Here is a 17,742-nt window from a genome sequence, read left to right on the forward strand (position 1 = left end):
ATGCGACTATCAGAGGCCGATGATCGGGGCTTCTCAACCGACCTATGCCGTCGAAGGCCGTGGTCTTGTCAAGACATTCGGCGATTTCCGGGCGGTGGACGGCATCGACGTCGCGGTGCCCGCCGGGTCGATCTACGGCATTCTCGGCCCCAATGGCGCGGGCAAGACGACGATGCTGCGCACGCTGCTGGGCATCATCGATCCCGATGAGGGGCACCGCAGCCTGCTGGGCGACCCCGCGCCGCTGCGCCAGGCGCGCAATGTCGGCTATCTGCCGGAGGAACGCGGCCTCTACCCGTCGATGAAGGCGTTTGAGGCCGTCGCCTTCATGGGCGCGCTGCGCGGCCTGCCGCTCAGGATCGGGCGGGAACGCGCCCGCGCCATGCTGGCGGACTACGGCATGGGCGCCTCCGCCGAAAAGCCGATCCGCCAATTGTCGAAGGGCATGGCCCAGACAGTCCAGCTTTTCGGCACCATCGTCCACGAACCGCGCCTGATCGTGCTGGACGAGCCCTTTTCCGGCCTGGACGCCTTCAACCAGGGCAAGCTGGAGGTGCTGATCCGGGACCAGGCCCGGCGCGGCGTCACGGTGCTGTTCTCCACCCATGTGATCGCCCATGCCGAACGGCTGTGCGAGCGCGTCGCCATCGTCGCGGGCGGCCGCGTCCGCTTCGAAGGCACGGTGGATGACGCCCGCAACCGGCTGCGCCCGCAGGTGCGTCTGCGCACCCGCGCCAGCGACGGCGGCTGGCGCCGCGCCTTGCCCGCCGAAACCCTGGCGGAGGACGGAACCTGGCATTTCCCCCTGCCGCAGGAGGGCATAGAGCCGCTGCTTCGCGCCCTGCTGGACGGCAATGCCGGGATAGAAAGCCTCTCGATCGAGCGCCCCGGCCTGCACGACGCCTTCGTCGCCATAGCGGGCGAGGCGGCCGCCCGGCAGATGCAGGACGACCAGCAGCGGGAGGAAGCGGCATGAGCGAACTGATGCGCGCCGCCTTCGTCATCGCCCGGCGGGATTTCACCGCCGTGGTGCTGTCCCGCACCTTCATCTTCTTCCTGCTGGGTCCGCTGTTCCCCATCGTCATCGGCATGGCCTTCGGTGGGCTGGGCGACAAGATTTCGACCACCGACCTGCGCCCGGTCGTCGGCATCGCCATGTCCCCGGCCGATGCGGCGCGGATGGAGCGCGCCCATGCCCGGCTGGCGGAACGCATGGGGCCGCAAGCGCTGCCGGCGCTGCGCCGCGTGCCGCTGTCCCCCGCGCCCCGCGTCCAACTGGCCAGGGCGAATGCCGACGTCATGGTCATCGTGTCGGGATCGCCCGCCCGGCCGGTGATGACGGGCCAGCCGCAGGACATCCGGCGGCTGGAAGGGGACATCAGCCTGCTCGCCAGCGCCGCCATGGCCGAAAAGTCGCTGCGCATGGTCCAGGTCGAGGCGCAGCAGGTCGCCACCAGCGTCGGCGCGCAGACCCAGGGCAGGCTGGTGATCGGCCGGATCGCGCAGATCGTCGTCTTCTTCCTCACCATCCTGCTCGCGGGCATGATCCTGTCCAATCTGGTCGAGGAAAAGACCAACAAGATCATAGAGATACTGGCTGCCGCCGTGCCGGTCGACGCGATCTTCCTGGGCAAGCTGATGGCGATGCTGGCGATGAGCTTCGTGGGCATCCTTTTCTGGGGCGGGACCGCCTTCTGCGTGTTCCTGGCGTTGAAGACGCCGGGCGTCAGCCTGCCCGAACCCGCCATCGGCTGGCCCCTCTTCCTGATGCTGGCCGTCGTCTATTTCGCCATGGCCTATACGCTGCTCGGTTCCCTGTTCCTGGGCATCGGCGCGCAGGCGGCGACCGTGCGGGAAGTGCAGACGCTCAACATGCCCGTGACCATGGGGCAGATGCTGATCTTCTTCTTCGCCACCTATGCCGTCGACAAGATGGGATCGCCGCCGGAGGTCGCGGCGGTGATCCTGCCCTTCTCCTCCCCCTTCGCCATGATCGCCCGCGCGGCGCAGGTGGACACGCTCTGGCCTCATCTCCTCGCCATCGCCTGGCAGATGCTCTGGGTGGGCCTCATCATCCGCATCGGCGTGCTGCTGTTCCGCCGCCATGTGCTGAAATCGGGCGGCGGCTGGTGGAAGCAGTTGTTCAGAAGCGCGACAGGCTGACCCTGCTATGGCGGACCCCATGAACCGGCGGCGATTCCTGGGCATGGGCGGCTGCGCCGCGACGATGATCGTCCTCTGGCAGGCCGGGCTGGGCAGGGCCGCCGCCTATCCCTTCACGCTCAGCGATGCGGAGTGGCGCCGGCGCCTCAGCCCGCTCGCCTATCAGGTGCTGCGCAAGCGATCGACTGAATATCCCTTCACCAGTCCCCTCAACAAGGAACATCGCACCGGTATCTTCGCCTGCGCCGGTTGCGGGCAACGGCTTTTCAGTTCGAAGACCAAGTTCGACAGCGGCACGGGCTGGCCCAGCTTCTGGGCGCCGCTGCCCCGCGCCGTCGGCACCTCGCGCGATTTCGAACTGGGCTATCCGCGAACGGAGGTGCATTGCGCCCGCTGCGGCGGGCATCTGGGCCATGTGTTCGATGACGGGCCGAAGCCCACCGGCAAGCGTTACTGCATGAACGGCGTCGCGCTGGCCTTTGTCGCCGGCTGAGCGATCACCTTGTAGATGCGGAGCGGCCCCTTGCTGGGGACCGGCCGCAACCAGCGCGGCGGCTTGTCGCGCTTCAATGCCGCGGCCAGCCCTTGCGGGAAATCGGCGCGATAATGCTTGATCTCGTTCATATCGTTGCAGGTCAGCAGGTAATCCGGACCCTTGCCGCCGTTCAGGCGCATGATGGTCGTCAAAGCCTTGACTGGCGGCTGCGTGAAACCGTCTATGACCGCGTTGATGCCCGTCGCGTTGCGGTGATGGGCCGTGCCGATCACGTTGTGCCCGGTCCGCACGAGGATGTCCGGCCCCAGATCGAGCGGCGCGAACAGGGTCGATCGGGGCAGCGCCCGCAGGGGGGCCAGCAGCGCCGCCGTCCGGCAATTGACGGTTTCGGGCTGCTCCTTTTCCGCCGCGCCGCTCGCGATCAATATCCAGGCGCCGCACAGGCCCGCCGGGGTGAGCAATATGGCGACGCTCGCCGTCACCAATATGCGCGCCACCGCCCTGCTCCAGCCCTGGATATGCTGAAACGTCGCCAGCAGCAGCCAGGCCGTGCCGGGCAGCGCCAGGACATGCGCCACCGACATGGCGCGCAGCACGAGGATCGCGACCGCCAGCGCTCCGGCCAGCAGCAGGGCGATGACGATCCAGCGGTCCCGCGCCTCCCGTTCCGGGGCGCGCCAGGCTGCGACAATCGTGCTGGCCAGCCCCATGACCGCCGGCAACAGGATGATCCCGGCCATCAACAGGCCCTGCTCCCAGATCGGGCGGCCTTCCTTCACCTGGAGATACCATAGGCGATAGGCGACCGGGCCGAGCGCCTTGAACGGGTCGCCGGACAGGCAGGCCCCGCCGCTCAGCAGGAACACGCCCGCCGCCGCGCCGCCTGCCGCCGCCGTCGCCATGAAGCGCCGCCGAACGGTCGTCGCGCCGATCAGGCGCAGCGCCAGCGGCATCGCCAGCGCGAAGGCCAGGAGCGGCCAGATATAGGCCGCCGAAAGCCCGTCGCAATATCGGGCCAGCACCGCGCCGGAGCCGCGCAGCAGCAGCAGGAGCAGGAGCGCGCCGCCGCCCAGCGTGACGGCATAGGCGGCGATGCGCGCCGCCTCCCGCCGGTCGAACCAGCTCCGCAGCGCTAAGGCGCCGGCGAACAGGGCCGCATAGGGCAGCGCCTCGCTGGAAATCTGAAGCCACACCGCCAGCGCGAGGCCGGCCGTGACGCCCCCCCTCAGGCAGCGGGCATCCAGCGCGCCGCACAGCGCCACGGCCGCCATCCATATCTGCCACCCGTGATGGTCGATCCGGAACGGCGTGAACTGGACCAGGATGGTCGGCGTGGTCAGCAGCAGCACGACCGCCAGCATCGGGACGAAGAGGCCGCCGGCAGCGCGCCGCGCCGCCAGGAAGACCGTGGCCGTCAATCCCCCCAGCAACAGCAGCGGTACCAGCGCGCAGGCCGCCAGTTCGGCGCGCACAGGCCCCAGCAGCGGTTGCAGCATCAGGATCAGGGCGGCGATCGGCATGTCGACGATGCGCGACCAGTGCATCGGCCCGCCCGCCGGGGGGTTCACCCGGTGCTGGCTGACGTCCCGGAAATCCTGGCCGTGCAGCCAGTCGCGGACCTGTTGCAGCCGCATGGCGTCATCGGGATCGCGGAATTCGAGCGTGGTCAGCCCGTTGCGGAACAGCCAGAGCATGACGGCGCAGCACAAGGCCCATAGCAGCAGCGCCGCGACGCAAATCTGCCAGCGGGCGAGGGATGCCGTCCTGGAAGGGGAGCCGCCGTCAGGCGCGGGCGAAGATGCCATATTTCCGGATCGCATAGACCGACAGGAAGCTGACCGGCACGGCCGCCAGCTTGGCCATGGCGGGCGGAAGCCCCAGGCCGCTCAGCCCGCCCACCAGCCCCATGGTGATCGCCATGCCGATCAGGGCGCTCAGGATGAAGGCGATGCGCTGCCCATGGGTGGGGGGCTTGCGCATCTCGAACACGAACTGCGTGCTGATCATCCAGTGGAGGACAAGACCGCCCGAATAGCCGCCCAATGCCGCGAGGGCAGGCGACGCGCCCAGCCGGTGAAGCAGCATGAACAGCGCGAAATCGGCCGACAGCGCGCAGATGCTGGCCAGCAGATAGCGCGTGAAGGTGAAACGGCCGAAGACGGCGTTGAACGGCCCGGCCATGTTCCGCACCCAATAAGGCATGGGGGTCAGGCCGCCTTCAGGCGATTGGGCACCAGCCTTTCGCTGGCGAGCGCGGCGCGCCGGCCGGCCGCGTCCTGCCCTTCCTCGCCCGCTTCATGATATTCGGCATCCTCGTTGACCGCCCATATGTCGTAGAGCTGTTCGCCCGCCTCGATATTGCGGACGGTCAGCATCGCCGTCATCATCGCATGATCCTGGTTGTTGTAGCGGTGCATGCCGTTGCGGCCGACCAGGTGCAGCGTGGGATAGAGCCGCTGCAATTCGGTGCGCATGGCCAGGACATTGTCGGCATAGCCGTCGTCATAGACCGGATAGGCCTTTTCCTGCCGCACCACCGCGCCGCCGACGACATCGTCGGGATCGCACAGGCCCAGGGCGGCCATTTCCTTCTTCGCCAGTTCGATCAGATCGGCGTCGCTGGACGACCAGAGGCCGTCGCCTTCGAAGCAGAAATATTCCAGGCCCACGCAGGCCAGATCGGGGTCCGGCACCATTTCGGGCGACCAGCTCCTAAAATTCTGGATGCGGCCGACCTGCACCTTGGGATCGTGGATGTAGATCCAGTTGTCGGGGAAGATGTCCTCGCCCTTCACCATCAGCGCCACGGTCAGGAAATCGCGATATTTAAGGTCCATCGCCTGGCCCAGCGTCGCGGGCAGGGGACGGATGCGCCCCGCCAGTTCGCGCATCGGCGCGGAACTGATGACATGGCGGGCGGCGATGGCGACTTCGCCGTCCGGACCCTGCGCCACCATGCGCCAGCCGCCGCTCGCCTGGTCCTGCGACAACTGGTCCAGGCTGTGCGCCATCAGCACGCGGTTGCCCCGCGCGATCACGAAGTCGCGGGCCGCTTCCCACATCATGCCGGGGCCGAGGCGCGGATAGCGGAAGCTCTCCAGCAGCGTCTTGGTCGCCATGCCGTCATTGGGTTTCCTGTTGAGGCCCAGCGACCGCTTGAGACCGTCGGTCACGGCCCCCCACAGCGACAGGCCCTTGATGCGCTGCGCCGCCCAGTCCGCCGACATCTCGTCGCAGGGCATGCCCCAGACCTTTTCCGTATAGGTCTTGAAGAAGATCGAGAACAGCTTGTGGCCGAAGGCGTTGACGGTCCAGTCCTGGAAGGAACGGACGTCGCGCCGGGGAAACAGCCTGGCCTTGGCGAAGCTCGCCATGCAAAGCGTCGAGCGCCACAGCCCCAGATTGCCCAGCGCTTCGAAGGCGCGCAGCGGATAGCTGTAGAATTTGCCCTCATAATAGATGCGGCTCATCCGCGGGCGCTGGATGAAGTCATGCGGAAGGATCTCGTTCCAGAGGTCGACGACCTCCTGCGACTTTGAAAAGAAACGATGGCCGCCAATGTCGAAACGAAAGCCGTTCAGTTCCACCGTCCGGCTGATGCCGCCGACATAGACGGGATCCTTTTCGATGACGCTGACCGAATAGCCCTTCCTGGTGAGCAGATAGGCGGCGGTCAGGCCGGCCGGACCCGCGCCGATAATGGCGACATCCACATTGTGGTCGTTCTGCGGCATCCAGGGCCCCCCGATGAAATCCTTTGCCGATTTAGGTGAAGGAAATCTTCTAAGGAGTAGTTAATGGACGGTAACAATGCAAGGAAAGGCAAGGCCGGCGGCCATGGTGAGCCGCCGGCCTTGCGTTCGTTTCAAGCGGGCGGGATCAGCCCTGGCGCTGGGCCTGGATCAGCGTGTTGAGGTCCGAGCGGGCGCCGTCCAGCGCTTCGCCGAAGCAGGCGCGATAGTCGGGCGTGGCGGGCAGGATCGATCCGCTCATCCAGCCGCAGACCTTCTTGGCGGCCTTGGTGATGCGGGAATCGGCCATGCGCGCGCCATGGGTGCTGGCAAGGTTCAGGTCAGCCATCGACACGGCGATGCTGCGGGTTTCCATCCCGGTGCGGCCGTCGACCACCACGTCCATATCGTTGATGCCGGCAAAGGCATTCGCTGCGGGCAAGGCAAGGGTAATCGCGGCGGTCAGCGCCACCAACGTCTTTCTGGTCATCCTGTATCTCCTGTCGAACTCTTATCGGGTCTGCCCAACGCCTGACGTGGGAGAAGGGTCCGCATCTAGATAGGCTTTATGGAGCCATATGAAAAGGGCCACTTGGCAAAAAGTGGCTGAAAACCGTTATTTTTGCGGATGCGAAAGGATCACCCGCCCCTTTGCATCCGCATCAATCGCCATGAAGCGCGCTGCGTTGAAGCCCATGCAGGCCGCGCGCGCTTTTCCACGCGACGGTTTCGGTTCGATTGAATCAGATTGCCGCTCAGGATTCCTTGTTTTCCGCGATGTCCTAATCAGGGATCGGTTCCGATCGCTTGGAAATCGCCCTAGGCAGCGTGGATAAATTCAAGACTTGCCGGACTGAGTGATTTGGGTGGGAAGCCGTCATTCCCCCTATTCGTCACCGCTCCCCCTATTCGTCACCCCGGACTTGATCCGGGGTCCCGCTGCCTTGGGCTGGGCGCGGACTCAGAAAGAAAGCGGGACCCCGGATCAAGTCCGGGGTGACGGTAAATGATGACGGGAAGCGGCCATTTCACCACATTTTCGAATTTGTCCACGCTGCCTAATGGCGGAAGTGGCGCATGCCGGTAAACACCATCGCCAGGCCGGCTTCGTCGGCGGCGGCGATAACCTCCTCGTCGCGGATGGAGCCGCCGGGCTGGATCACCGCCGTCGCGCCCGCCTCGACCGCCGCCAGCAGGCCGTCGGCAAAGGGGAAGAAGGCGTCCGACGCGACCGCCGCACCGAGTGTGCGCGCCTCCGCCCAGCCCGCCTTTTCAGCGGCGTCCTTCGCCTTCCACGCGGCGATGCGGGCGGATTCCAGGCGGTTCATCTGCCCCGCGCCGATGCCCGCGGTGCTGCCCGCCTTGGCATAGACGATGGCGTTGGACTTGACATGCTTGGCGACGGTCCAGGCGAACAGGCAATCGTTCAGTTCCTGCTCGGTAGGGGCGCGCTTCGTCACCACCTTCAACTGATCGCGGGTGATCCGCCCATTGTCGCGGCCCTGCACCAGCAGCCCGCCGGCAATGCTCTTGATCTGGAGGCCGGGGCGCGCCGGATCGGGCAGGTCGCCGGTCAGCAGCAGGCGGAGGTTCTTCTTCTTCGCGAAGATCGCCTTCGCATCCTCGTCCGCGTCCGGGGCGGCGACGACTTCGGTGAAGATGCCGCTGATCGCTTCGGCGGTCGGGCCGTCGAGCGGACGGTTGACCGCGATGATGCCGCCGAAGGCCGAAACGCTGTCGCAGGCGAGCGCGGCTTCATAGGCCTCTATCAGCGTGGCGCCGGTGGCGACGCCGCAGGGATTGGCATGCTTGACGATCACGACGGTCGGCGGACCGTCGCGGAATTCGCTGACCAGTTCCAGCGCGGCGTCGGCGTCGTTGTAATTATTGTAGCTGAGTTCCTTGCCCTGGACCTGCCGCGCCTGGGCGATGCCGTTGGCGGACGGGCCGACCGGCAGGTAGAGCGCGGCCGACTGGTGCGGGTTTTCGCCATAGCGAAGGGTCGAACCCAGCCTGCTGGAGACCGAGAGGCTTTCGGGGAACTGCGCGCCCTGGTCGGCGAAGGCGAACCAGCTCGCGATCATCGAATCATAGGCGGCGGTGGCGGCATAGGCCTTGGCCGCGAGCATGCGGCGGAAGTCGTAGCTGGTCGCGCCGCCCTTCTCCTCCATCTCCGCGACCAGCCGGGCATAGTCGGCCGGGTCGGTGACGATGGCCACGCTTTCATGGTTTTTCGCGGCGGAGCGGACCATGGACGGGCCGCCAATGTCGATATTCTCGATGATCTCCTCGCGATCCGCCCCTTTCGCAACCGTGGCGGCGAAGGGGTAGAGGTTGACGACGACCAGGTCGATCGCGCCGATGTCATGCGCCTGCATGGCGGCGACATGCTCTGCATTGCCGCGCACGGCGAGCAGGCCGCCATGCACCTTGGGGTGCAAAGTCTTGACGCGGCCGTCCATCATTTCGGGAAAGCCGGTGAGGTCGGAAATATCCTTCACGGCCAGGCCCGCCTCGCGCAGCGCCTTGGCCGTGCCGCCGGTCGACACCAGTTCGACCCCATGCCTGCCCAGCGCCTGGCCCAGCTCGATAAGGCCGGACTTGTCCGACACGGAAAGAAGGGCGCGCTTGATGGTGACGTCTGACATGGGAGGTGCTTCCTGCTGCTGTTCGGGTGCCGCTCAGGCTTGCCGCAGGCCTCTAGAGCGATTTCGCGTGGAAGGGAACATCCGCCGAGCCGGAAATCGGGCCGCCGGCGCGAGGATGCGCGTTCCGGTCGGATACCCCTCATCAGTTTTCCGTCACCCGGGACCCTTCGACAAGCTCAGGACAGGCTTGATCCGGGATCCCGCTACCTTCTCCAAGCGGGCACTCAGAAAGAAAGCGGGACCCCGGGTCAAGCCCGGGGTGACGAATAGGGGAAGGTCCGTTCCCCCCCGACGACCAAAAGGAAAAAGCGCCCCATCCTTTCGGCTGGGGCGCTTTTCTTCCGTCCGGGACAGGCGCTCAGAACGGCACTTCATCGTCCAGGTCATTGTCGAAATTCGGCCCGCCCGCGCTGCCGCGCCCGCCGCCGGAGGAGCGGCCGGAACCGCCGCCGAAGCCGCCGCCGCCGAAATCGTCATAATCGCCGCCGCCAAAGCCGCTCGACCCGCCGCTCCAGTCGCCGCCGCCCTGGGAGCGGCCACCGCCGCCCTGGCCGCCGCCGCCCGGCGCGCCGTCAAGCATGGTCAGCACAGCGCCCGGACCCTGCAGCACCACTTCGGTGGTGTAGCGGTCATTGCCCGACTGGTCCTGCCATTTGCGGGTGCGGAGCTGGCCCTCCAGATAGACTTTCGACCCCTTGCGCAGGAAGCGTTCGGCCACGCCCGCCAGCCCTTCGGAGAAGATCGCCACGCTGTGCCATTCGGTGCGCTCCTTGCGCTCGCCCGACATGCGGTCCTTCCAGCTTTCGGAGGTCGCGATCCGCAGGTTGCACACCTTCCCGCCATTCTGAAAGCTCTTGACCTCCGGGTCGGCGCCCAGATTGCCGACCAGAATGACCTTGTTGACCGAACCCGCCATGTTTCCTCCGATGCTTTAGCTGGCCCTTATAGCCCCGCTGCGGTGGCGGTCCAGTAGGTAAGGCCGGCCGCGGCATAGGCCAGCGCGAACAGATAGCCGATCATGAACAGCGGCCACTTCCACCCGTTGGTCTCGCGCCGCGTCACCGCGATGGTGGAGATGCACTGCGGCGCGAAGACGAACCAGGCGAGGAAGGCGAGCGCCGTGGGCAGCGGCCAATTGTCCTTCAGCCGGTCGCCCAGGCTGCGCTCCAGCCTCGCTTCATCCTCGTCGGCGTCGAGCGAATAGACGGTGGCGAGCGCGGATACCGCCACTTCGCGCGCCGCCATGGCGGGGATCAGCGCGAGCGAGATGTCGCGGTTGAAGCCGATCGGGGCCAGCACCAGGTTGAGGCCGTTGGCGACGCGGCCCGCGATGGAATAGTTGACCTGGCTGACCGCGCCATCCTCCGGCGCCTTGGGGAAGCTGAGCAGCACCCAGAGGATCACGGTCGAGGTGAAGATGATCGTGCCTGCGCGCTTGAGGAAGATCACCGCCCGCTGCCACAGGCCCAGCACTATGTCCTGCGGGCGCGGCCACTGATATTTCGGCATCTCCATCAGGAAACCGCCGCTCGCGCCCCTGGTGACGGTGCGGCGCAGGACCAGCGCCGCCAGCATCGCGCCGACGATGCCGGATATATAGAGGCAGAAGAGGACCAGCCCCTGAAGGCCGATGCCGAGCGCGACCGTGCGCGCCGGGATGAAGGCGCCGATGATCACGGCATAGACCGGCAGCCGGGCGGAGCAGGTCATCAGCGGCGCGATCAATATGGTGGTCAGCCGGTCCTTCGGGTCCGCGATGGTGCGCGTCGCCATGATCCCCGGCACCGCGCAGGCGAAGGAGGACAGCAGCGGGATGAAGGCCCGCCCCGACAGGCCCACCCGCGCCATCAGCCCGTCCATCAGGAAGGCGGCGCGGACCATATAGCCGGTCGCCTCCAGCATCAGGATGAAGAAGAAGAGGATCAGGATCTGCGGCAGGAACACGATGACCGAGCCGACGCCGTTCAGCACTCCGTCGACCAGGAAGGATCGCAGCAGTCCATCGGGCAGCGCGGCCGTCACGGCGTCGCCGGCGCTGGCGACAAAGCCCTCGATCATGGCGATGGGCGCTTCGGACCAGGCATAGACCGCCTGGAACATGATGAAGAGAAGCGCGAGCAGCAGGACCAGCCCCGCGACGGGATGCAGCGCCACCCGGTCGACAGCCGCGGTCAGGCGGCGGGACGGGGTTTCGCGCACGACGGCGGCGCGGGCGATGCGGCGCGCCTCCCGGCGCAATCCTTCGAAATCGCTCTGTTCGCCTGGAGCGCGGGCCTTGCCGGCGCTGCCGTCCAGCATGGTTTCCAGCTCGCCGCGCAGATGATCCAGGCCGCGCTTGCGCACCGCCACGGTGGAGATCACCGGCACGCCCAGTTCGCGGGACAGGATATGGGCGTCCAGTTCCAGCCCGTCGCGGGTGGCGAGGTCGACCATGTTGAGCGCGACGACGGTCGGCAGGCCCAGCGCGATCAGTTCCAGCGCGAAGCGGAGATGATTGTCGAGATTGGAGGCGTCGACCACCACGACCAGCGCGTCGGGCAGGCGCTCGCCCGCCTGCCTGCCCAATATGACGTCGCGCGTCACCTGCTCGTCGGGGCTGGTGGGGCTGAGGCTGTAGGTGCCGGGCAGGTCGACCAGTTCGATCGGGCGGCCGTCCGAGAGGGAAAAGCGGCCCGCCTTGCGCTCCACGGTGACGCCGGGATAATTGCCCAGCTTCTGCCGCGCCCCGGTCAGGGCGTTGAACAGGGCGCTCTTGCCGGCATTGGGATTGCCGACCAGCGCGATCAGCGGCAGGTTCGTCACAGGTCGCCGTCCGAAGGGCCGGTGCGGACGGTGATGGCGGCGGCATGGCTGCGGCGCATGGCAATGGTCATGCGGCCGACCTTGCAGGCTATGGGTCCGCGCCCCAGCAGCCCGCCATGGTGCAGCGCCTCGACGCTCGCGCCCTCGCACAGGCCGAATTCGCGCAGCCTTTGGCCGTCGGACGCGGACAGCGCGTTCCAGTCGATCAGGTCCACATAAGCGGGTTGGCGCAACGGCAGGTCGGTCAGGCGCAAGGGTAAGGCACTCGTCATCTACTTCTGCGAGTGACTATCAATACCGATTGGAAAAGGCCAGCGCGAATCGGCGCACCGGCGCCGCGGATCATATGGCGGGGTAGCGCAGCCGTCCGATGAAGCGCGCGAAGCTCAGCCTCTCGCCCCCGCCAACGCCCTTCCACCGGGCCTTGGCGCGCTCGAACCGCATCACGCCTTCGATCCGGCGGGCCAGGAAAGCGCGGGTCTCCGCCCAGTGATCGCTCTCGTCATCGACGAAAACCAGCAGGGTCGCGGCATAGACCCCCGCCAGCGTCAGCCGCTTGCTGTAATGATTGAGGTCCGTCGCCGCGTCGCCCGCGGCGCGCCACATGACGTCCGCCGCCCGCCAGCCGAGCCTGGCGGCCCGCGCCGCGTTGCGCGGCATGGCCATGACCGCCTGCGCCCGGCGCAGCGCCTCCCGATCCCGCGCCAGCAGGGTCAGGCGGGTTTCGACCAAGGCCGTTATGCGCTGGCGGATCGGCAGGGCGGCCAGCTTTTCCGGCGGCAGCGCGTCCAGCATCCGCGAATCGACGCTTGCGAACCAGGCGTCGATCATGTCCATCGCGCCGCCCGGAAAGGCGAGCGCGGCGATGTCGGCGTCGATGCCGCATTGTTCCGCCGCCATGGCCACGGCTTCCCCGCGCCACCCGTCGAAGGCGGCGTGGCGCGGCAGGATGGGCGCGAGCGCGGCGCGCACTTCGTCTAGCGTCATGTCTGGGTGCGTCGGGGTCATGATCCGCTATTACGCCCGGCCGGGCGGGCATACAAGCGCGGGCGGGATTAGCGGGGATGTTTGCCGGCAAAGCAAAACTTGGCGACATGGCGCCGGGGCGGGGCTTGAAGCAGCCCCGCAGGCACCTTAGCTGGCGTGGGCAAGTTCCGTTGCAATCTGCAACTTTGAAGAGGGAATATTTCATGGCCAATCTGTTCGAGCCGGTGCAGCTTGGGGCGATCCATGCCCCCAATCGCGTGCTGATGGCGCCGCTCACCCGCGCCCGCGCGACCCGCGACCATGTGCCGACGCCGATCATGGCGGACTATTATCGCCAGCGCGCTTCGGCGGGCCTCATCATCAGCGAGGGCATCGGCGTGTCGCGGCAGGGCCTGGGCTGGCCCTATGCGGCGGGCCTGTGGTCCGCCGAACAGGTCGAAGGCTGGAAGCCCGTGACGGCGGCGGTGCATGAAGCGGGCGGACGGATCTTCGCCCAGCTTTGGCACATGGGGCGGCTGGTGCACAGCAGCATGACCGGCGAACAGCCAATATCCTCCAGCCCCGTCACCGCGCCCGGCCATGCGCACAGCTATGACGGCAACAAACCCTATGAGCAGCCGCGGGCGCTGGGCATCGAGGAGATTCCGGCCCTTGTCCAAACCTATGTGACCGCCGCCCGCAATGCCATCGAGGCGGGGTTCGACGGCGTGCAGATCCACGGCGCCAATGGCTATCTGATCGACGAGTTCCTGCGCGACGGCGTCAACAGGCGCGAGGACGCCTATGGCGGTCCGCCGGAGAACCGCGTCCGCCTGTTGCGGGAGATCACGCAGGCCGTCGCCGACGCGATCGGCGCGGACCGCACGGCCGTCCGCCTGTCGCTGAACGGCGATTCGCAGGGCACCGACGACAGCGATCCCGCCAGCCTGTCGCTTGCTGTGGCGCAAGCGCTGGACCCGATCGGCCTCGCCTTCCTGGAGCTGCGCGAATTGCGGTCAGACGGCACGCGCGGCGCCAGCGACGTGCCGCGCCAATCGCCGCTTATCCGCCAGCATTATCGCGGGCCGCTGGTCCTCAACAGCGACTATGACGCGGCGCGCGCCCAGGCCGATCTGGACAGCGGGCTGGCGCAGGCGATCAGCTTCGGCCGACCCTTCATTTCCAATCCCGACCTGCCGGAACGGCTGTCGACCGGCGCGCCGCTCAATCCCCTGCGGCAGGAGACGCTCTATACGCAGGGCGCGGAAGGCTATGTCGATTATCCGGCGCTGGAAAAGGTTGCCTGAACGAAAAAGGGGCCGCTCTATCGGGCGGCCCCTTTCCGGTTCGCGATCCTGCTGTCAGGCGCCGAATTTCTCGCGCAGGGCGAGCATGGCCATGGCCGCCTTGGCCGCTTCGCCGCCCTTGTCCTTTTCCTGCTTTTTCGCCCGGGTCAGCGCCTGGGCCTCGTTCTCCACCGTCAATATGCCGTTGCCGATGGGGATGCCGTCCATGCTGAGCGCCATCAGGCCCCGCGCGCTTTCGTTCGACACCACTTCGAAATGATAGGTTTCGCCGCGGATCACCACGCCGATGGCGATGAAGCCGTCATAGCGGCCGGTTTCCGCCGCCAGCGCCACCGCGCCGGGGATTTCCAGCGCGCCGGGAACCGTCACCACTTCATATTTATGCCCCTCATCCTCCAGCGCGGCGACGGCGCCTTCGATCAGCAGGTCGTTGAGATGCTCGTAGAAGCGCGCTTCGACGATCAGGAATTTTGCCATGGATAGGGTTCCTTAAAGCTCGATCGGCCGCTGCCCAACCACGGCCAGGTCATAGCCGTCAAGCGCGATCAGGCTGTGATGGGTGTTGCTGAGCAGGATCATGTCATGAACGCCCAGTTCCGCCAGGATCTGCGCCCCCACGCCATAGTCGCGCAGTTCGTCCATGCCCGTATCGGGCTGGCCGGCATGGTGGCGCAGGCTGCGGCTGACGAAATCGCTCGGCACCGGAACGGTGAGCACGACGATGATCCCGGCGCCTTCGCGGGCGATGATGTCCATCGACCTGGCAAGCAGGCCGTTGCGCGGCCCGGTCGAACCATAGACGTCGTCCAGCAATGACAGTTGATGCATGCGGACCAGCGTGGGCTCGTCGGGCACGACATGGCCCTTTTGCAGCACGAGCTGCTCGGTCTGGGTCGCCTTGTTGTAGAAGCTGATCGCCTTCCAGTCGCCGCCCCACTGGCTGTTGAAGACGGTTTCGGCGCGGCGCTCCACCATATGGTCGTGGCGGCGGCGATAGGCGATGAGGTCGCGGATCGTGCCGATCTTCATCCTGTGCTTCTGCGCGAAGGGGATCAGGTCGTCCAGCCGCGCCATGGTGCCGTCGTCCTTCATCACCTCGCAGATGACGCCGGACGGGTTGAGCCCGGCCAGCCGGGCGACGTCCACCGCCGCCTCCGTATGGCCGGTGCGGACCAGCACGCCACCGTCCTTCGCCACCAGCGGGAAGACATGGCCCGGCGTCACGATGTCGTCGCGCCCCTTCGACCCGTCGATGGCGACGGATATGGTGCGGGCGCGGTCGGCGGCGCTGATGCCGGTGGTGACGCCCTCGCGCGCCTCTATCGACACGGTGAAGGCGGTTTCGTGGCGGGTGCCGTTGTTGCGGCTCATCAGGCCCAGGCCCAGATGGTCGACCCGTTCCTTGCTGAGCGCGAGGCAGATGAGGCCGCGGCCATGGGTCGCCATGAAGTTGATCGCGTCGGGCGTCGCCATCTGCGCCGGGATGACCAGGTCGCCCTCATTTTCCCGGTCTTCGTCGTCGACCAGGATGAACATGCGGCCGTTGCGCGCCTCGTTGATGATCTCTTCGGGGCTGGCGAGCGCGGTGCCGCCCTCGCGCCGGGCGAGATAGCCTTCCAGCTTGCCGAGCGTTTCGGCGGTGGGGTTCCAGTCCGCCTCGCCCAGCCTGCGCAGCGAATTGGCGTGAAGGCCCGCCGCGCGCGCCAGGCCGGATCGGGACATGCCGCCCTCCGTGACCAGCGAACGGACGGTATCGATAAGGGCTGACGACATGCTAACGACTCCTTCCCCAGGACGGGTGGAGCGGCATATCACATCAAGATGTGATTATGGCAAGCGATAATCACATTGAGGCTGCGCGAAGGCTCTGCATCCGGTCCAGATAGCGCGCCAGCACGTCGATCTCCAGGTTGAAGGCGCGGCCGGGCGTCAAGCTGTCGAGCGTGGTCGCGGCGGCGGTATGCGGGATGATGTTGAGGCCGAAATGCACGGAGCCGTCCGCCTGGTCCTCGACCGTGTTGACGGTCAGCGAGATGCCGTCGACCGTGATCGATCCCTTGGCCGCCAGCGCGGGCGCCAGTGCGGCGGGCGCGGAGATGATGAGGCGTGTGGAATCGCCTTCATGCGCGGCGGACACCAGGGTGCCGATGCCGTCGACATGGCCGGTGACGATATGGCCGCCCAGTTCGTCGCCAACCTTCAATGCGCGCTCCAGATTGAGTCGGCCGCCCAATTCCCAGAGGCCCGGCGCGGTGCGGGCGACGGTTTCGGCCGACAGGTCGACCGCGAACCAGTCCGCGCCCTTTTCCACCACCGTCAGGCAGGCGCCCGAACAGGCGATGGACGCGCCGATGGCGACCGTTTCCATGTCATAGGCGCAACCGATCACCAGGCGCAGGTCGCCGCGCTGTTCATGGGTGTGGATGGTGCCGATGTCGGTGATGATGCCGGTGAACATGAAGAGCGCCTGTTATTTGTGGTGCCCCTGAAGGGCGATGCTTTCGGGGTGATCTAGAGCGATTTCCAAGCGATCGGAACCGATCGCTGGTTAAGAAATCGCGGCAAACAAAGAATCTAGAGCGGCGATCTGATTCAATCAGATCGAAACCCGCTCTAGGCGTTCCGGCTGCGCAGGTAAACCTCCAGCCGATCATTGCCCAGCCGCCGTTCGTCGTCGAGCCGCCAGCGGCCATGCGCCCCGGCCAGATCGGTCAGGCCGATGTCGCCCACGCCCGCCAGCCCCGCGCCGATCAGGATCGGGGCGCGATAGAGCAGCAGCCGGTCGACCAGATCGGCGCGCAGGAAGGCGGCGGCGGCCTGCGCGCCGCCCTCCACCAGCAGATGGTCGACCTGCGGCAGGGCGGCGATGTCCTCCGGCGCGGCGATCACTTCCCAGCCGTCGGGCGCGTCGCCATGGCTGAGCAGCACGCGCCGGGGCGAGCGGTCCTCCAGCCCCGGCAGCCGCACGTCCAGCCGGGGCGCGTCGGCGCGCAGCGTGCCGCCGCCCACCAATATGGCGTCATGCCGCGCCCGCTCCATATGGGCATGGGCGCGGGCTTCGGGGCCGGTGATCCAGCGGCTGCTGCCGTCGGCCAGCGCGATCCGGCCGTCGAGCGACAGGCCGAGCTTCAGCGTCACCGCCGGGCGGCCCAGGGTCTGGCGCAGCACGAAACCGCGCATCGCGGCGGCGGCCTCCTCCTCCATCAGCCCCATGTCGACGGCGACGCCGTGCTGGCGCAGCCATGCGGCGCCCTGCCCGTCGGTGCGCGGATCGGGATCGCGCAGGGCGATCACCACCCGCCGCACCCCGGCGCGGGCCATCAGGTCGGCGCAGCGCGGGCCGCGCGGGGAAAGGTGGAAGCATGGCTCCAGCGTCACATAGGCGGTGGCGCCGCGGGCGCGGTCCAGCGCCTCGTCCAGCGCCTGCGCCTCCGCATGGGGGCGGCCGCCCCTCTGCGTCCAGCCGCGCCCGACGACATGGCCGTCCTTCACGATCAGGCAGCCGACATTGGGATTGGGCGTGGAAAGCCCCCGCCCGCGTTCCGAAAGGGCGATGGCGGCGGCCATGTAACGCCGGTCCTGCGCGGGATCGGCGGGGGCCAATATGGGTTCAGATCGGACGGTTTTGG

The 17,742-nt window shown here is 67.2% G+C and carries 17 protein-coding genes; 4 read left to right on the forward strand and 13 right to left on the reverse strand.

Annotated elements, in window-relative coordinates; translation table 11 throughout:
• Window positions 1-19 precede the first annotated feature (19 nt).
• From SIDU_RS14855 to msrB, 3 genes are read left to right on the forward strand one after another with little or no spacing between them, the layout of a single operon-like run.
• Window positions 20-976 carry an ABC transporter ATP-binding protein gene (locus SIDU_RS14855; protein ID WP_007686970.1) on the forward strand — a complete coding sequence of 319 codons (957 nt, stop codon included), beginning with the start codon at window positions 20-22 and terminating at the stop codon, window positions 974-976.
• Window positions 973-2,163 carry an ABC transporter permease gene (locus SIDU_RS14860; RefSeq protein ID WP_007686971.1) on the forward strand — a complete coding sequence of 397 codons (1,191 nt, stop codon included), beginning with the start codon at window positions 973-975 and terminating at the stop codon, window positions 2,161-2,163. The genes SIDU_RS14855 and SIDU_RS14860 overlap by 4 nt, the downstream gene beginning before the upstream one ends.
• Before the next feature lie 19 nt (window positions 2,164-2,182).
• Window positions 2,183-2,656 carry a peptide-methionine (R)-S-oxide reductase MsrB gene (msrB, locus tag SIDU_RS14865; RefSeq protein WP_037508194.1) on the forward strand — a complete coding sequence of 158 codons (474 nt, stop codon included), beginning with the start codon at window positions 2,183-2,185 and terminating at the stop codon, window positions 2,654-2,656.
• On the opposite strand, the gene SIDU_RS14870 is transcribed toward msrB, so the two are convergent.
• The 9 genes from SIDU_RS14870 to SIDU_RS14910 form a co-directional block, all read right to left on the reverse strand.
• The gene (locus SIDU_RS14870) at window positions 2,614-4,464 is read right to left on the reverse strand and encodes a hypothetical protein (protein WP_007686975.1); all 1,851 of its coding nucleotides are present in this window, start codon (window positions 4,462-4,464) and stop codon (window positions 2,614-2,616) included. The two genes, msrB and SIDU_RS14870, sit on opposite strands and share 43 nt — an antisense overlap.
• The gene (locus tag SIDU_RS14875) at window positions 4,442-4,861 is read right to left on the reverse strand and encodes a GtrA family protein (RefSeq protein ID WP_007686977.1); all 420 of its coding nucleotides are present in this window, start codon (window positions 4,859-4,861) and stop codon (window positions 4,442-4,444) included. Before SIDU_RS14875 ends, SIDU_RS14870 begins: the two co-directional genes overlap by 23 nt.
• A gap of 5 nt (window positions 4,862-4,866) precedes the next feature.
• Window positions 4,867-6,393 (reverse strand): NAD(P)/FAD-dependent oxidoreductase, encoded by a 1,527-nt coding sequence (locus SIDU_RS14880; protein WP_007686979.1) that lies wholly within the window; start codon window positions 6,391-6,393, stop codon window positions 4,867-4,869.
• A gap of 145 nt (window positions 6,394-6,538) precedes the next feature.
• On the reverse strand, window positions 6,539-6,880 hold the full coding sequence (locus SIDU_RS14885) for a UrcA family protein (RefSeq protein ID WP_007686981.1): 342 nt from the start codon (window positions 6,878-6,880) through the stop codon (window positions 6,539-6,541).
• Between the two features lie 568 nt (window positions 6,881-7,448).
• Window positions 7,449-9,038: a bifunctional phosphoribosylaminoimidazolecarboxamide formyltransferase/IMP cyclohydrolase gene (gene purH, locus SIDU_RS14890; RefSeq protein WP_007686983.1), complete on the reverse strand. Its 1,590-nt coding sequence runs from the start codon at window positions 9,036-9,038 to the stop codon at window positions 7,449-7,451.
• Between the two features lie 358 nt (window positions 9,039-9,396).
• Window positions 9,397-9,954 (reverse strand): single-stranded DNA-binding protein, encoded by a 558-nt coding sequence (gene ssb, locus SIDU_RS14895; RefSeq protein ID WP_007686985.1) that lies wholly within the window; start codon window positions 9,952-9,954, stop codon window positions 9,397-9,399.
• Window positions 9,955-9,980: 26 nt separating this feature from the next.
• Entirely contained in the window at window positions 9,981-11,840 is a 1,860-nt protein-coding gene (feoB, locus tag SIDU_RS14900; RefSeq protein ID WP_007686987.1) for a ferrous iron transporter B, read from the reverse strand.
• Entirely contained in the window at window positions 11,837-12,094 is a 258-nt protein-coding gene (locus tag SIDU_RS14905) for a FeoA family protein (protein WP_007686988.1), read from the reverse strand. Before SIDU_RS14905 ends, feoB begins: the two co-directional genes overlap by 4 nt.
• An 88-nt stretch (window positions 12,095-12,182) precedes the next feature.
• Complete coding sequence (locus SIDU_RS14910; protein WP_007686990.1) at window positions 12,183-12,827, reverse strand: COQ9 family protein; 645 nt, start codon at window positions 12,825-12,827, stop codon at window positions 12,183-12,185.
• Window positions 12,828-13,030: 203 nt separating this feature from the next.
• Here SIDU_RS14910 and SIDU_RS14915 point away from each other — a divergent pair, with 203 nt between their 5' ends.
• Window positions 13,031-14,113, forward strand: coding sequence for an alkene reductase (locus SIDU_RS14915; protein WP_007686992.1), 1,083 nt, complete (start codon window positions 13,031-13,033; stop codon window positions 14,111-14,113).
• A 54-nt stretch (window positions 14,114-14,167) separates the two neighbouring features.
• On the opposite strand, the gene ribH is transcribed toward SIDU_RS14915, so the two are convergent.
• The 4 genes from ribH to ribD form a co-directional block, all read right to left on the reverse strand.
• Window positions 14,168-14,590, reverse strand: coding sequence for a 6,7-dimethyl-8-ribityllumazine synthase (gene ribH / locus SIDU_RS14920; RefSeq protein ID WP_007686994.1), 423 nt, complete (start codon window positions 14,588-14,590; stop codon window positions 14,168-14,170).
• A gap of 12 nt (window positions 14,591-14,602) precedes the next feature.
• Entirely contained in the window at window positions 14,603-15,886 is a 1,284-nt protein-coding gene (ribB, locus tag SIDU_RS14925; protein WP_007686996.1) for a 3,4-dihydroxy-2-butanone-4-phosphate synthase, read from the reverse strand.
• Between the two features lie 70 nt (window positions 15,887-15,956).
• Complete coding sequence (locus tag SIDU_RS14930) at window positions 15,957-16,571, reverse strand: riboflavin synthase (RefSeq protein WP_007686997.1); 615 nt, start codon at window positions 16,569-16,571, stop codon at window positions 15,957-15,959.
• Window positions 16,572-16,726: 155 nt separating this feature from the next.
• Window positions 16,727-17,719 (reverse strand): bifunctional diaminohydroxyphosphoribosylaminopyrimidine deaminase/5-amino-6-(5-phosphoribosylamino)uracil reductase RibD, encoded by a 993-nt coding sequence (ribD, locus tag SIDU_RS14935; RefSeq protein ID WP_257787155.1) that lies wholly within the window; start codon window positions 17,717-17,719, stop codon window positions 16,727-16,729.
• Window positions 17,720-17,742: the final 23 nt, after the last annotated feature.

It is taken from the genome of Sphingobium indicum B90A (assembly GCF_000264945.2).
In the GTDB taxonomy this organism is placed as follows: domain Bacteria; phylum Pseudomonadota; class Alphaproteobacteria; order Sphingomonadales; family Sphingomonadaceae; genus Sphingobium; species Sphingobium indicum.